Below are 14,638 nucleotides of genomic sequence, written 5' to 3'. Positions count from 1 at the left end.
CCATTCGGCTAGCCAGCCGCCCGCAAATAATAAAAGAGGTGCATATGGCAGGTTTCGACAAGCGCGTGAGTTCCTACGAGGAAGCCCTCGCCGGGCTTGAGGACGGCATGACCGTCATCGCCGGCGGGTTCGGTCTGTGCGGCATTCCGGAAAACCTGATCGCCGAGATCAAGCGCAAAGGCACCCGCGACCTCACCGTCGTCTCCAACAACTGCGGCGTCGACGGCTTTGGCCTCGGCGTGCTGCTCACCGATCGTCAAATCAGCAAAGTCATCGCCTCCTACGTCGGCGAAAACAAGCTGTTCGAAGAGCAACTGCTCAAGGGCGACATCGAAGTCATCCTGACCCCGCAAGGCACTCTCGCCGAGAAAATGCGCGCGGGCGGCGCCGGCATTCCGGCCTTCTTCACCGCCACCGGCGTCGGCACCCCGGTCGCCGAAGGCAAGGAAGTGCGTGAGTTCAAAGGGCGCAAGTACCTGATGGAAGAATCCATCACCGGCGACTTCGCTATCGTCAAAGGCTGGAAAGCCGACCACTTCGGCAACGTCATCTACCGTCACACCGCGCAGAACTTCAATCCGCTGGCCGCCACCGCCGGCAAGATCACCGTGGTTGAAGTCGAAGAAATCGTCGAACCCGGCGAACTCGATCCATCGCAGATCCACACCCCGGGCATCTACGTCGATCGGGTCATTTGCGGCACGTTCGAAAAACGCATCGAACAGCGCACCATCCGCAAATAATTCAGGCTGACGGAGAATAAAAACATGGCACTTACCCGCGAACAAATGGCTCAGCGCGTCGCCCGCGAAATGCAGGACGGCTTCTACGTAAACCTCGGCATCGGCATTCCGACCCTGGTCGCCAACTACATTCCCGACGGCATGGAAGTCATGCTGCAATCGGAAAACGGCCTGCTCGGCATGGGCCCTTTCCCGACTGAAGACACCATCGACGCCGACATGATCAACGCCGGCAAACAGACCGTGACCGCGCGCATCGGCGCGTCGATTTTCAACTCCGCCGAGTCCTTTGCAATGATTCGCGGCGGCCACGTCGACCTGACCGTGCTCGGCGCGTTCGAAGTCGACGTCGAAGGCAACATCGCTTCGTGGATGATCCCCGGCAAACTGGTCAAGGGCATGGGCGGCGCGATGGATCTGGTGGCTGGCGCCGACAACATCATCGTAATCATGACCCACGCATCCAAGGACGGAGAGTCCAAGCTGCTCGCCAAATGCAGCCTGCCGCTGACCGGCGCCGGTTGCATCAAACGTGTGCTGACCGACCTCGCGTACCTGGAAATCGAAAATGGCGCTTTTGTCCTCAAGGAACGCGCACCTGGCGTCAGCGTCGAGGAAATCGTCGCCAAAACCGCTGGTAAACTGATCGTCCCGGATCACGTACCGGAAATGCAGTTCGCTGCCCAGTGAGGAATTCGAAAATGCAAGACGTCGTAATTGTTGCCGCCACGCGTACCGCGATCGGCAGTTTCCAGGGTTCCCTGGCCAGCGTTTCCGCCGTTGATCTGGGCGCGGCGGTGATCCGCCAGTTGCTCGAACAAACCGGCCTGGACGGTGCTCAAGTCGATGAAGTGATCATGGGCCAAGTTCTTACCGCCGGCGCTGGCCAGAACCCGGCGCGTCAGTCGGCGATCAAGGCTGGCTTGCCCCACGCCGTACCAGCGCTGACCCTGAACAAAGTGTGCGGCTCGGGCCTGAAAGCCCTGCACCTCGGCGCACAGGCGATCCGTTGCGGCGACGCTGAGGTGATCATCGCCGGCGGCCAGGAAAACATGAGCCTGTCCAACTACGTGATGCCGGGCGCACGCACCGGTCTGCGCATGGGCCACGCGCAAATCGTCGACACCATGATCAGTGACGGTCTGTGGGATGCGTTCAACGATTACCACATGGGCATCACCGCCGAGAACCTCGTCGACAAGTACGACATCAGCCGCGAACAGCAGGACGCGTTCGCCGCAGCCTCGCAGCAGAAAGCCGCTGCCGCGATTGAGGCCGGTCGCTTTGTCGATGAGATCACCCCGATCCTGATCCCGCAGCGCAAAGGCGATCCTGTTGCCTTCAAGGTCGACGAACAGCCGCGTGGCGACACCACCGCAGAATCCCTGGCGAAACTGCGCCCGGCGTTCAAAAAGGACGGCAGCGTCACCGCTGGCAACGCCTCGTCGCTGAACGACGGCGCCGCTGCGGTGATTCTGATGAGTGCCGAAAAAGCCAAATCCCTCGGCCTGCCTGTGCTGGCAAAAATCGCCGCCTATGCCAACGCAGGCGTTGATCCAGCAATTATGGGCATCGGCCCGGTATCGGCGACCCGCCGCTGCCTGGACAAGGCTGGCTGGAATATCGATCAGCTCGACCTGATCGAGGCCAACGAAGCCTTCGCCGCACAATCGCTGGCAGTGGCCAAGGATCTCCAGTGGGATCTGGACAAGGTCAACGTCAACGGCGGCGCCATCGCCTTGGGGCACCCGATCGGTGCCTCGGGTTGCCGCGTGCTGGTGACCCTGCTGCATGAAATGATCAAGCGTGATGCGAAAAAGGGTCTGGCGACCCTGTGCATCGGCGGTGGCCAAGGTGTGGCGCTGGCGCTGGAACGCGCATAACCAGAGTTCAACAGTGATCGGCGGATCCACGACATCCGTCGTTGGCTGGCAACAAAAACCCGGTGCGACTTGCGTTGCACCGGGTGTTTTTTTGCCTGCTCGAAATGTGCGTTGAATGTTCCGGCGCCTTCGCGAGCAGGCTCGCTCCCACAGGGAAATGCATTTCAAAATGTGGGAGCGAACCTGCTCGCGAAGAAGCCATCCCAGCCAGCGAAAATCTATGGCTTGCGTAACAAATACGTATCCATGATCCACCCATGCTCCGCCCGCGCAGCCTTGCGCACCCGCTCGATCTCATCCGCGACATCGGCAAGCCTGCCACTGATCAGAATCTCATCCGGCGTGCCCAGGTAGGCCCCCCAGTAAATCTCGGTCTGCTGATCGGCGACATGGTGATAAGAGTCTTCAGCATCGAGCATCACCACCAGACTGTCCGTATCACTCACCTGCCCGGCCGCCAAACGCCGCCCGGTAGTGATTTCGATGGAACGACCGATCGTGTTCAGCGGCACCTTATGCTGCGCCGCCAACGCCTGAACGCTGGTGATCCCGGGAATCACGTCAAACTCGAAGGCACACGTGCCCGAGGCCAGTATTGCCTGGAGGATACGCACAGTGCTGTCGTACAACGCCGGGTCGCCCCACACCAGGAAACCGCCGCACTGACCATCAGACAATTCGTCATTGATCAGGCGTTCGAAGGTCTGCTGCTTGGCGCGGTTCAGATCATCGACACTGGCCGTGTAGTCGACATCGCCCCGTTCGCGTTCCGGGCTGTGGGCTTCGACGAAGCGGTAGTCGGGGTCGTCAATGTAGCGCTCACAGATCCCACGACGCAGGTCGATCAGCTTGTCCTTGCTCTGGCCTTTATCCATCAGAAAAAACACGTCGACCCGGTTCAGCGCCTTCACGGCCTGCATCGTGATGTAGTCGGGGTTACCGGCCCCGATGCCGATTACCAGCAGTTGTTTCATCAAGGTGCTCCTTTAACCTCCAGACTTGGCAGAAGCAGGCGCCAGCGCCCGGTGAAGCGTAGTTCGACCATCGACAGCGGTTCGACATCAATGTCATGAAACGCCGAACCGCGCATCACGTGGATGAGCGCCGCGCGGATGACAAACGGATGCGTCACCGCTACCACATGCCCCGGCGTGGCTTGCAGGCTGGCCAGCCACTGCGCCACGCGCTCACACAACTGCGCCACCGACTCACCACCATGGGGCGTGGCGTGGGAATCTTCCAGCCAAGCCTGCAGCGCGGCGTCTTCCGAGCGTTGCAGATCCTTGATCGACATCCCGTGCCAACGTCCCCAGTCACAATCGCGCAGCGTCTCATCCACTTGCGCATCCGCGCCAAGCCACGCCGCCGTCTGCCGCGTGCGCAATTCCGGCGCGCAAATCAAGCGTCGCGCAGCGTCGAAACGCTGGGCCAATGCAGCCGACGCCAACTCGCCATTTTCAACAGGCTCATTCGTAGGAAAACACGCCAGTTTCTGTGCGACGGTTCGCGCATGGCAAATCAATGTCAAACGGGTGGTTTGCACAGGGATCGCTCCGGAAGGCCTTCATGTAAATCAACGACACAAAGCCGTTCTGTCGGCAATTGTGCCGTAAACGGAGGGCTGCGGGACTGTTTGTTCTCCCCGGCAACAGCGGACAAAGGCAGAAATACGGCAATGTCTGACACGGTTATGGGCGATGGACTACAAAATCAGTCGAATTCGGTGTAGCCCTTGTTAAACGGGCATCTTGGCCCATTTTGCAGGCCTTTCAACATGCAAAAAAATTCACTAGACATGTAACGTTAGTTACATAAATACTGTTTTAATGGATTTTGAAGCGAATTCAACACCTCATCCAGCAGGAGCCCGGATGCCCCCTCTCAGAGACCTGATCACCGATCCCGGCCTGGATCTTACGCCGTCGGAGCGCAAAGTCGTTCGCGCCTTGCTTGATCAGTACCCACGCAACGGTCTGGGGCCGATGGCGCGTCTGGCCGAACATGCCGGGGTCAGCGATCCGACTATTGTGCGGCTGGTGAAAAAACTCGGTTTCGGTGGTTATGCCGAATTCCAGGATGCCCTGCTCAGTGACATGGACCATCGCCTGCGCTCGCCGCGCACGCTGTTGCAACCGCGCGCCCATCAGCACAAGGACGACGCCTGGAGCCACTATCTGGGCGACAGCCATCGCCTGCTGGTCGAAACCCAATCGCTGACCCAACCCGAAGACGTGCGCATTCTCACCGACTGGCTGCTCGATGCCCGGCATCAGGTGTACTGCTTTGGCGGGCGCTTCAGCAGCCTGATGGCCACTTATCTGCTCAATCACTTGCGCCTGCTGCGCTCCGGTTGCTTCGCTTTGGAAGACAACGCGCAACTGCCTGATCGCCTGTTCGATCTGCAACGTCAGGACGTGGTGCTGCTGTTCGACTATCGCCGCTATCAGACTCAGGCCCTGCGGGTCGCCAGTGCGGCGAAAAACAATAACGCACGCGTGGTGCTGTTCACCGACATCTACGCCTCACCGCTGCGGGAACTGGCCGACCTGATCATCAGCGCCCCGGTGGAATCGGCCTCGCCGTTCGACACCATGGTGCCGGCGCTGGCGCAGGTCGAAGCACTGATTGCCTGCCTGACCTTGCGCACCGAAAACCTCGCCGATCGCCTGGAAGGCATCGATGCCCTGCGCAATGACTTCAACACCCACCTGCTGGAGGATAAATAAGGATGTTCAGCCTTCCCCACCGCTCGCCGCGGGACTTGCCGTTTGTCACCGATCACACCGCGCTGTTGCTGGTGGACATGCAGCGTGCCTGGCTCGAACCGCAGTTCGACGCGCACCTCAACGGGCCTGACGCCGAGTACTTCCTGACCCGCGCGCACATGCAGGTGGTGCCCAACCAACGTCGTTTGCTCAGTGCCTTTCGCGAGGCGCGGCAGAATGTACTGCACACCATTATCGAAAGCCTTACCGCCGATGGCCGCGACCGCTCGCTCGATCACAAGCTCTCGGACATGCACCTGCCCAAAGGCAGCGTGCAGGCCAGGATCATTGAAGACCTGACCCCGGTGGAAAACGAAATCGTCCTGCCGAAGACCTCGTCCGGGGTGTTCAACTCGACCAACATCGACTACGTGCTGCGCAACCTGGAAACCCGTCATCTGATTATCGCCGGCATCGTCACCGACCAATGTGTGGATATGGCCGTGCGCGACGCTGCTGATCGCGGCTATCTGGTCACGCTGGTCGAAGATGCCTGCGCCACCTATAGCGCCGAACGCCATCACGCCTGCCTGAATGCGATCAAGGGTTACTGCTGGATCACCGACACCGACACCGTGCTCGCTCGCCTGCAGGAGATGCGGCCATGAGCGCCCGCCTGACGCCGCTGCCGATGACCACTCTGGTCACCACCGACCTGATCGGCATCACCCGTGGCCGCTCGTTTCCCACCGATGAGCTGGAGCATTATCAGGCCGCCGGTTGCGGCTGGGTGCCGGCCAACAGCGCGTTGACGCCGCAGGACATCATTGCTTCAACCAATCCGTGGGGCGCCTATGGCGATTTGCGGCTGATTCCCGATCTGAGCAGCCGCGTCACCGTCAGCAACGGCCCGGACGTCAACGCGCCGGCGCTGGATTTCATCCACGGCGATATCCGCGAAACCGATGGCCGCCCTTGGGGCGCCTGCCCGCGCACGCTGTTGTGCGAGGAAATCGAGCGATATCGCGATGGGTTGGGCTTGCAGGTCAACGCCGCGTTCGAACACGAATTCAACCTGCACGCCGGTTTCGCCGAGCATCTGGCATTTTCCCTCGAAGCTCAGCGTCAGGGCGCCGAGTTCGGCGGCTGGCTGCTCAGCGCCCTGCGCGCCGGCGGTGTCGAGCCGGAAATGTTTCTGCCCGAATACGGCAAGCACCAATACGAAATCACCTGCCGCCCGACGCTCGGCGTGGCGGCGGCGGATCGCGCCGTCAATGTGCGTGAGATCAGCCGCGAGATCGCCCGGCAAATGGGCCTGGACTTGAGCTTTGCGCCGAAAACCGCCGCCGACGCGGTGTGCAACGGCGTACACCTGCACGTCAGCCTGCTCGATCTGGCCGGTGTGCCGATGCTCTACGACGCAGGCACCAGCAATGGTCTGTCGAGCCTCGGTCAGCATTGGGCGGCGGGAATCCTGCATTACTTGCCGGCACTCTGTGCCTTCACCGCGCCGACGCCGGTGTCGTACGAGCGCTTGCAGCCGCATCACTGGAGCGCTTCCTACGCGTGTCTGGGCCAACAGAACCGCGAGGCGGCGCTGCGCATCTGCCCGACCGTGACCCTCGGCGGCAAGTCCGTGGCCAACCAGTTCAACCTCGAATTCCGCGCCATGGACGCCACCGCCTCGCCGCATCTGGCGATGGCCGCCCTGTTGATCGCCGGACGGCTGGGCATCGAACAGCGCCTGGCGCTGAACGCGATCACCAACGAAATTCCCGATTCACTCAACGACGAGCAACGCCAGGCCCGGGGCATCGTCGCCCTGCCCGCCTCGCTGGCCCAGGCGCTGGATTGCCTGCGCAACAGTGGCGCCTTCACCGAATGGCTGCCCAAGCCGCTGCTCGACACCTATTACGCCCTGAAAACCGAGGAACTGGCGCTGACGGAACAGCTCTCGCCCGCTGACTTGTGTGAGCACTATGCACGCCTGTACTGAATCCGCCGAGCTGGGGTTGTACACCCGACCGGCCTATAACCTGAGCCGCGAAGACTCGACGCACCCGTTGATTCTGGTGTGCGAACACGCCAGCCGCTACATCCCCGAAACCCTGAACAATCTGGGCCTGGACGCCGCCGCCGCTGCTGAACACATCGCTTGGGACATTGGCGCGCTGCAACTGGCCGAGCAACTATCGAAGATGCTCGGCGCAACCCTGTTGAGCGCCAATTATTCGCGCCTGCTGATAGATCTGAACCGGCCACGCCACGCCCCGGACAGCATTCCGGCGCAGAGCGAGATTTATCAGGTGCCGGGCAACCGCGAGCTGGACGAAGCCACCCGCGAATACCGACGTCAGATCCTGTTCAAACCGTTTCACGCGCGCTTGCAAACGTTGATCGACGAACGTGTTGCTAAAGGCCAAGCAGTTCGTGTGGTGGGGATTCACAGTTTCACCCCGGTGTATTACGGCCAGCCGCGTCCGCTGGAGGTCGGCGTGCTGTTCGGTCAGGCCAAGGCTTACGCGCAACGTTTGCTCGATGGCCTCGGCGAACATCCGCTGAAAGTGGCCGGCAACCAGCCCTACAAGATTGATCCGCTGGGCGACATGACCGTGCCGGTACACGGCGATGCCCGTGGCCTCGACTCGGTGCTGATCGAGGTGCGCAACGACTTGCTGCGCAGCCCCGAAGCCGTATCGCGCTGGGCCGGATACCTCGCGCCATTGCTGTAATGAATAAAAGACGGCTGATGCTGTAAACGATGGACCGATAACAACTAAAACGACCGACTGGCTGACAAGGAGTTGCGCTTCATGGAAATTGAAGAATTCGGCTACAAGCAAGAGTTGAAACGTAGCCTGACGCTGACCGACCTGGTGGTGTACGGGATGATCTTCATGATCCCCATCGCCCCGTTCGGTGTGTATGGCTACGTCAACGCCGAGGCCCCGGGGATGGTGCCGCTGGCGTACATCATCGGCATGGTGGCGATGCTGTTCACCGCGCTGAGCTACGGCAGCATGGCCAAGGCTTTTCCGATTGCCGGCTCGGTGTATTCCTACGCGCAACGCGGCCTCAATCAACACGTCGGCTTCATCGCCGGTTGGCTGATGCTGCTCGATTACCTGCTGATTCCGCCGCTGCTCTACGTTTACGCGGCGATGGCGCTCAACCATTTGTACCCGGACATTCCGAAAGTCGGCTTCATTCTGGCGTTTCTGGTCAGCGCGACCTTCGTCAACCTGCGCGGCATCACTTTCACCGCGCGGATGAACATCATCTTCCTTCTGGCGCAACTGGTAGTACTCGGCATCTTCCTGTTCTACGCCTGGAATGCCTTGCACAACGGTGGCGGTAACGGCGAGCTGACCCTGGCGCCGCTGTATCACGCGGAAACCTTCAACTTCGCCCTACTGATGCAAGCGGTGTCGATTGCGGTGCTGTCGTTCCTCGGCTTCGATGCGATTTCGACGCTGGCCGAAGAAATCAAAGGCGATCCGGGCAAGAGCGTCGGCAAAGCCGCGTTGATAACCCTGGTGGTCATGGGCGTGATTTTCGTCGCACAAACCTGGATCGCCACCGATCTGGCAGCCGGCATGGGCTTCAAATCCGCTGACACTGCGTTCTATGAAATCGCCGAAATCGCCGCCGGCAGCTGGCTGGCGACCCTGACCGCTGTTGCGACGGCGCTGGCCTGGGGCGTGGCCGTGGCCATCACCTCGCAAGCCGCTGTTTCGCGCCTGCTGTTCGGCATGGCGCGCGACGGCAAGCTGCCGAAAGTGCTGGCCAAGGTGCACCCAAAACACAACACACCGTACCTGAGCATTTATCTGGTGGCGGTGCTGTCGCTGGTGATCTGCTACCTGTTCATCAACTCGGTCGACACCCTGACCTCGCTGGTCAACTTCGGCGCGCTCAGCGGCTTCATGCTGCTGCACCTGACAGTGATCAACTACTACTGGCGTCGGCAAAAGTCCGGTCAGGTCGTGCGTCACCTGATCTGCCCGGTGATCGGCTTCATTATCGTCGCGGCCATCATGTACAACATGGGCGTCGATGCGCAGAAACTCGGGCTGATCTGGATTGCTCTGGGTCTGGTGTACCTGTTCTTCCTTAACAAGCTCGGCGCCAGCACCGCGCTGCCCGACCCGAGCAACGGCTGACAAGAAAAAGAGCGGCGTCTGACAACAAATCAGGCGACCGCCGATTTATCGCGTGGAAACCGACAGTGATAGTCAGGTTCGGCGACTTTGCCGAACCTTTTGATACAGGAGTACATCCATGCTGGTCCTACGCCCAGTCGAGCAGACTGACCTGCCCCAGCTCCAACAATTGGCCCGCGACAGTCTGGTGGGCGTGACCTCCCTGCCGGACGACAGCGAGCGCCTGCGCGCGAAAATCGCCGGTTCCTGTGCCTCGTTCGCCAGCGCAGCGACAGCCCACGGCCCGGAGAATTACTTCTTTGTGCTGGAGGATCTGGACGATCAGCGGCTGGTTGGCTGCTCGGAAATTCTCGCGACTGCAGGCTTCGACGAGCCGTTCTACAGCCTGCGCAACCGCCACTTCACCAGTGCGTCCCGCGAGCTGAACATCGAACACGGCGTGCCAGCGCTGTCGCTGTGCCATGACCTCAACGATCACACGCTGCTGCGCGGTTTTCATATCGACGCCGGGCTGGTGCGCACGCCATTTTCCGAATTGCTGTCCCGCGCGCGCCTGTTGTTCATCGCTGCCCATGCGCCGCGCTTTGCCGAAGCGGTGATTACCGAAATCGTCGGCTACAGCGACGAGACCGGCAATTCACCGTTCTGGGATGCGCTGGGCAAACATTTCTTCGATCTGCCCTACGCCGAGGCCGAACGTCTTTGCGGCCTGCAGAGCCGCTCGTTCCTGGCTGAACTGATGCCGCAATACCCGATCTACGTGCCGATGCTGCCGCAAGCGGCGCAGGATTGTATCGGTCGTATTCACCCGGACGGTCAGGAAGCGTTCGACATTCTTGAGCGCGAAGGCTTCGAAACCAATAGCTACATCGACCTGTTCGACGCCGGCCCGACCCTGTATGCGCGCACGTCGAATATCCGTTCGATTGCCCGCAGCCAGACCGCAACGGTGCAGCAACGGCCACAGATCGATGCCCGTGGCCGTTATCTGCTGAGCAACGATGCGCTGCACGGCTTCCGCGCAATCATGGCCGAACTCGATTACCAGACCGATCAACCGCTGCCCCTCACCCCTGCAATGTGTGCGGCGCTGAACGTGACCGATGGCAGCCCGATCCGGCTGATTGCCCTGTGAAACCCGCGCGGTTGCGCAGTCAACGACAGTGCCCGAACAGGCGCGCAGAAGGAGTTACAGCATGATTGTCCGCCCGGTCAAAGTCAGCGACCTGCCAGCCTTGATGGCGCTGGTGCAACAGGCCGGCCCGGGGTTCACCACCCTGCCGGCCAACGAAGATCGCCTGTCCCACCGGGTCCGTTGGGCACAACGGGCGTTCGCCGAACAGGTGGAGCGGGCCGACGCGGACTATCTCTTTGTACTCGAAGACGACGACATGCGCGTGGTCGGCGTCAGCGCATTGGCCGGGGCGGTCGGCCTGCGCGAGCCCTGGTACAACTACCGGGTCGGGTTGACCGTGAGTTCGGCGCCGGACCTGGGTATTCAACGACAGATCCCGACGCTGTTTCTCAACAACGAACTGACCGGCCAATCGGAACTGTGCTCGCTGTTTCTCGGCCATGATCAGCGTCACGGCAGTAATGGCCGCTTGTTGTCACTGGGGCGCCTGCTGTTCGTTGCCGAATTCCCGCACCTGTTCGGCGAGAAGATGATTGCCGAATTGCGCGGCAGTGCCGATGAACACGGTTGTTCGCCGTTCTGGGACAGCCTGGGCCGGCATTTCTTTCAAATGGACTTCAGCCATGCCGATCACTTGTCCGGGCTGGGTAACAAATCGTTCATCGCCGAACTGATGCCGCGCCAGCCGTTGTACACCTGCATGCTCACCGAACAGGCGCAGGCGGCGATCGGCCAGGCACACCCGAATACCGAGCCGGCACTGAAAATCCTCCAGGCCGAAGGGTTTACCCACAAAGGCTACATTGACATTTTCGACGGCGGCCCGGTGATCGAGGCGCCAGTGCGCAATATCCGCACCGTGCGCGAAAGTCTTGAGCTGACCTTGAGCCTCGGCAGCCCGGATGAACAGGCACCGTTGTGGCTGATTCACAATCGTCGTCTGGAAAACTGCCGCATCACCGTCGCCCGCGCCCGCCGGGTCGGCAGCAGCCTGGTGATTGACCGCCTCACGGCCAAGCGCCTGCAACTGCAACCGGGCAATTCGGTGCGCGCGGCGATGCTGCCCAATCAACAGCAACAGGCGGTGGCGGCCTGACGGTCACCATCGCAAAAAGGTAAATCCTTTCAGCAAAAGCGTCCGCGACAACCTGTCCCTTGCAAATTCGTCATGATCATTGACCCATTCGCGTGATAGCCTTTTCATTCTTCGGCGTTGACACCTTTGTTCAAGCCTTTCCATTCCTTTGTATTGGTGGAACTCGTATGACCAGGCTTTCCCATCAAGATTTGCGCCGTAACTTCCGTCAACTGCTGGCTTCCGACACCTGCTATCACACGGCGTCGGTGTTCGATCCGATGTCCGCGCGCATTGCCGCTGACCTGGGTTTTGAAGTGGGGATTCTCGGCGGTTCCGTGGCCTCGTTGCAGGTGCTCGGTGCCCCGGACTTTGCCCTGATCACCCTCAGCGAGTTCGCCGAACAGGCCACCCGCATCGGCCGCGTCGCCCAATTGCCGGTGATCGCCGACGCCGACCACGGCTACGGCAACGCCCTCAACGTGATGCGCACCATCGTCGAACTGGAACGCGCCGGGGTCGCCGCCCTGACCATCGAAGACACCTTGCTGCCGGCACAATTCGGCCGCAAATCCACCGACCTGATCACCGTGGCCGAAGGCGTCGGCAAGATCCGCGCGGCATTGGAAGCCCGGGTTGATACGGAAATGGCGATCATCGCCCGTACCAACGCCGGCATCCTGCCGAACCAGGAAATCATCAGCCGCACTCGCCAGTATCAGGCGGCCGGGGCTGACGGTATTTGCATGGTCGGGATTCAGGATTTCGATCAGCTCGAGCAAATCGCCGAACACCTGACCGTACCGCTGATGCTGGTGACCTACGGCAACCCGGCGCTGCGCGACGACAAGCGTCTGGCCGAACTCGGTGTGCGCGTGACCATTGATGGGCATGGCGCTTACTTTGCCGCGATCAAAGCGACGTATGACAGCCTGCGCGAACAGCGGCAGATCTTTACCCAGGCGTCCGACCTGAGCGCTACCGAGTTGACGCACACCTATACCCAGCCGGAGGAATACATTCTCTGGGCCAAGGAATACATGAGCGTCAAGGAGTGATGGGTTGGCCGGGCTGACGCCATCGCGAGCAGGCTCACTCCTACAATTGATCAGTGTTGAACACAAATACTGTGTGCACTGAAGATCTACTGTAGGAGTGAGCCTGCTCGCGATAGCAACAGCCGCTACACCGCTAAACCGGTGTCTTGTAAGCCTCCTCCCGCTGCACCGCCCGCGCCTGAATCACATTCAGAATCGCACAGCCCTCGCGCATCAACAGATGTACCGCACTGGTCACTCACAGCTTCCACTTTTCCCACAAAAGCCCCTCACCCTAGCCCTCCCGAAACGTCGGACCGCCCAGAGGGAGAGGGAACTGATTGGGGGATGCTCGGGAGTTACGCCGACTTGTGATACCGCGCTGAATCCGATTTTGAATTCAAAATGGATCTTTCAGGTCGCCGTGTTAATCACACACAACACGGTCAGTCCCCTCTCCCTCTGGGAGAGGGTTAGGGTGAGGGCAAATGCACCTGACACCCCACCCGCATCAGTCACACCACGAACCCACTCACCGCGACTTGGCCAACTCCATAATCATCCGCGACAACAGATAAATCCGCGGCGCCACGCTCGCCACTTCGGCGTATTCCTCCGGCGTATGAATATTGCCACCAACAATCCCGAAGCCATCCAGTGTCGGCGTGCCGACCCCGGCGGACAGACTGGCATCCGCCGCACCGCCACTGCCCTCCTCCGTCAACTTGCGGCCAATCTCGCCGTAAATCCCCTGAGCCATGGCCATCAGGCGATCCGACTCAGGCGTCTGCGGCATCGGTGGCAAGCCGCGCTGCAGAGACGTCTTCACTTCCGTATCAGCAATCAGCTTGTCCTGGGACACCCGCGCCAGATCCTTCTCGATCCGGTCGAACTCCTCCGGCACCGCCGCGCGCACGTCGGCCTTGGCCGTGGCTTGATCGGGAATCACGTTGGTGCGGTCGCCGGCCTTGAGCACGGTGAAGTTGATGGTGGTTTTCTTCGCTTCATCGCCGAGTTTGCCCAGTTGCAGAATCTGGTGCGCCGCTTCCATTGCGGCATTGCGCCCCAGTTCCGGAGCGACGCCGGCGTGTGCGGCTTTGCCCTTGACCTCGACCAGCGCCGTCGCGCTGCCCTTGCGCCACACCACCAGACCATCGGCCGGGCGCCCCGGCTCCAGATTGAGGGTCACGTCGTGCTGTTTGGCGGTTTTCTTGATCAGGTCGGTGGCGACGTCCGAGCCGGTTTCTTCGCTGGCGTCGAGCAGAAAAGTGATTTGCGCGTAGTCCTTGAAGTCGAGGTTTTTCAGGACTTTCAGCGCATAGATCCCGGCGACGATGCCGCCCTTGTCATCCATCACCCCCGGCCCGTAAGCACGACCATCCTTGATGTGAAACGGCCGCTCGGCCGCTGAACCTTCCTTGAACACCGTGTCCATGTGCGCCATCAGCAGGATTTTCGCCTTGCCGGTGCCTTTCAGCGTCGCGAGTACATGGTTGGATTTTTCCGGTGTGTTCGGTACCAGTTCGATGGTGGCGCCGAGTTTTTTCAGCTCATCGATGGCGATATCGCCGACTTGCTTGAGGCCCGGCTCGTAACCTGAACCGGAGTCGATATTGACCAGCCGCTCCAGCAGTTTCAGGGCTTCTGGCTGGTATTGTTCGGCATCGGCGAGCACTTGTTTGTGCGGTTCGGCGAAGGCGTAGGCAGCGGAGAAAGCAAGAGACAGGCCGAGACTGGCGGCCAACAGGGAGCGAGAAAATGAGAACGTCATGAAGCGATCCTTGTTTCGCGTCGGGGGGATTTAACCGTACCCGACATCGGCGCGAGGCTCTACACCGAATGCGACACTGATCTAACCGACAACACACAAACCCTGTGGGAGCGAGCCTGCTCGCGA

14 protein-coding genes are annotated in these 14,638 nt (G+C 60.7%); 11 read left to right on the top strand and 3 right to left on the bottom strand.

The features are described 5' to 3' along the window. Positions 1-44 precede the first annotated feature (44 nt). The 3 genes from PspR84_RS11130 to PspR84_RS11120 are packed head-to-tail and all read left to right on the top strand — an operon-like array spanning position 45 to position 2,626. Entirely contained in the window at positions 45-743 is a 699-nt protein-coding gene (locus PspR84_RS11130; protein WP_016983257.1) for a CoA transferase subunit A, read from the top strand. 24 nt (positions 744-767) lie between these two features. After that, positions 768-1,433 (top strand): CoA transferase subunit B, encoded by a 666-nt coding sequence (locus PspR84_RS11125; RefSeq protein WP_122843518.1) that lies wholly within the window; start codon positions 768-770, stop codon positions 1,431-1,433. An 11-nt stretch (positions 1,434-1,444) separates the two neighbouring features. Continuing rightward, positions 1,445-2,626, top strand: a complete 1,182-nt coding sequence (locus tag PspR84_RS11120; RefSeq protein ID WP_160057282.1) for an acetyl-CoA C-acetyltransferase — start codon at positions 1,445-1,447, stop codon at positions 2,624-2,626. 218 nt (positions 2,627-2,844) lie between these two features. Here PspR84_RS11120 and cobF read toward each other — a convergent pair whose 3' ends face one another. Both cobF and PspR84_RS11110 read right to left on the bottom strand, forming a co-directional pair. After that, positions 2,845-3,600 (bottom strand): precorrin-6A synthase (deacetylating), encoded by a 756-nt coding sequence (cobF, locus tag PspR84_RS11115; protein ID WP_160057281.1) that lies wholly within the window; start codon positions 3,598-3,600, stop codon positions 2,845-2,847. Beyond that, positions 3,600-4,169 carry a histidine phosphatase family protein gene (locus PspR84_RS11110; RefSeq protein WP_160057280.1) on the bottom strand — a complete coding sequence of 190 codons (570 nt, stop codon included), beginning with the start codon at positions 4,167-4,169 and terminating at the stop codon, positions 3,600-3,602. The genes cobF and PspR84_RS11110 overlap by 1 nt, the downstream gene beginning before the upstream one ends. A 328-nt stretch (positions 4,170-4,497) precedes the next feature. Between PspR84_RS11110 and PspR84_RS11105 the strand changes: the two genes are divergently transcribed. From PspR84_RS11105 to PspR84_RS11070, 8 genes are all read left to right on the top strand, one after another. After that, complete coding sequence (locus tag PspR84_RS11105; RefSeq protein WP_160057279.1) at positions 4,498-5,352, top strand: MurR/RpiR family transcriptional regulator; 855 nt, start codon at positions 4,498-4,500, stop codon at positions 5,350-5,352. Positions 5,353-5,354: 2 nt separating this feature from the next. Then, complete coding sequence (locus tag PspR84_RS11100; protein WP_160057278.1) at positions 5,355-5,999, top strand: isochorismatase family cysteine hydrolase; 645 nt, start codon at positions 5,355-5,357, stop codon at positions 5,997-5,999. Next, positions 5,996-7,327 (top strand): glutamine synthetase, encoded by a 1,332-nt coding sequence (locus PspR84_RS11095; RefSeq protein ID WP_160057277.1) that lies wholly within the window; start codon positions 5,996-5,998, stop codon positions 7,325-7,327. The genes PspR84_RS11100 and PspR84_RS11095 overlap by 4 nt, the downstream gene beginning before the upstream one ends. After that, a complete protein-coding gene (locus PspR84_RS11090; protein WP_160057276.1) occupies positions 7,311-8,063 on the top strand; it encodes an N-formylglutamate amidohydrolase in 753 nt (250 codons plus the stop codon). Before PspR84_RS11095 ends, PspR84_RS11090 begins: the two co-directional genes overlap by 17 nt. An 81-nt stretch (positions 8,064-8,144) precedes the next feature. Further along, entirely contained in the window at positions 8,145-9,494 is a 1,350-nt protein-coding gene (locus PspR84_RS11085) for an APC family permease (protein WP_077572161.1), read from the top strand. Between the two features lie 118 nt (positions 9,495-9,612). Next, positions 9,613-10,629 carry an arginine N-succinyltransferase gene (locus PspR84_RS11080; RefSeq protein WP_160057275.1) on the top strand — a complete coding sequence of 339 codons (1,017 nt, stop codon included), beginning with the start codon at positions 9,613-9,615 and terminating at the stop codon, positions 10,627-10,629. A gap of 61 nt (positions 10,630-10,690) precedes the next feature. Beyond that, on the top strand, positions 10,691-11,725 hold the full coding sequence (gene astA, locus PspR84_RS11075) for an arginine N-succinyltransferase (protein WP_077572158.1): 1,035 nt from the start codon (positions 10,691-10,693) through the stop codon (positions 11,723-11,725). A 167-nt stretch (positions 11,726-11,892) separates the two neighbouring features. Next, positions 11,893-12,762 (top strand): oxaloacetate decarboxylase, encoded by an 870-nt coding sequence (locus PspR84_RS11070; RefSeq protein WP_007919546.1) that lies wholly within the window; start codon positions 11,893-11,895, stop codon positions 12,760-12,762. Positions 12,763-13,273: 511 nt separating this feature from the next. Here PspR84_RS11070 and PspR84_RS11065 read toward each other — a convergent pair. Continuing rightward, on the bottom strand, positions 13,274-14,512 hold the full coding sequence (locus PspR84_RS11065; RefSeq protein WP_160057274.1) for a M20/M25/M40 family metallo-hydrolase: 1,239 nt from the start codon (positions 14,510-14,512) through the stop codon (positions 13,274-13,276). Positions 14,513-14,638: the final 126 nt, after the last annotated feature.

This window comes from Pseudomonas sp. R84 (assembly GCF_009834515.1).
Classification (GTDB): Bacteria; Pseudomonadota; Gammaproteobacteria; order Pseudomonadales; family Pseudomonadaceae; genus Aquipseudomonas.
The sequence above is the reverse complement of the archived record's forward strand: the minus strand, read 5'-3'. Positions and strand labels throughout refer to the sequence as shown.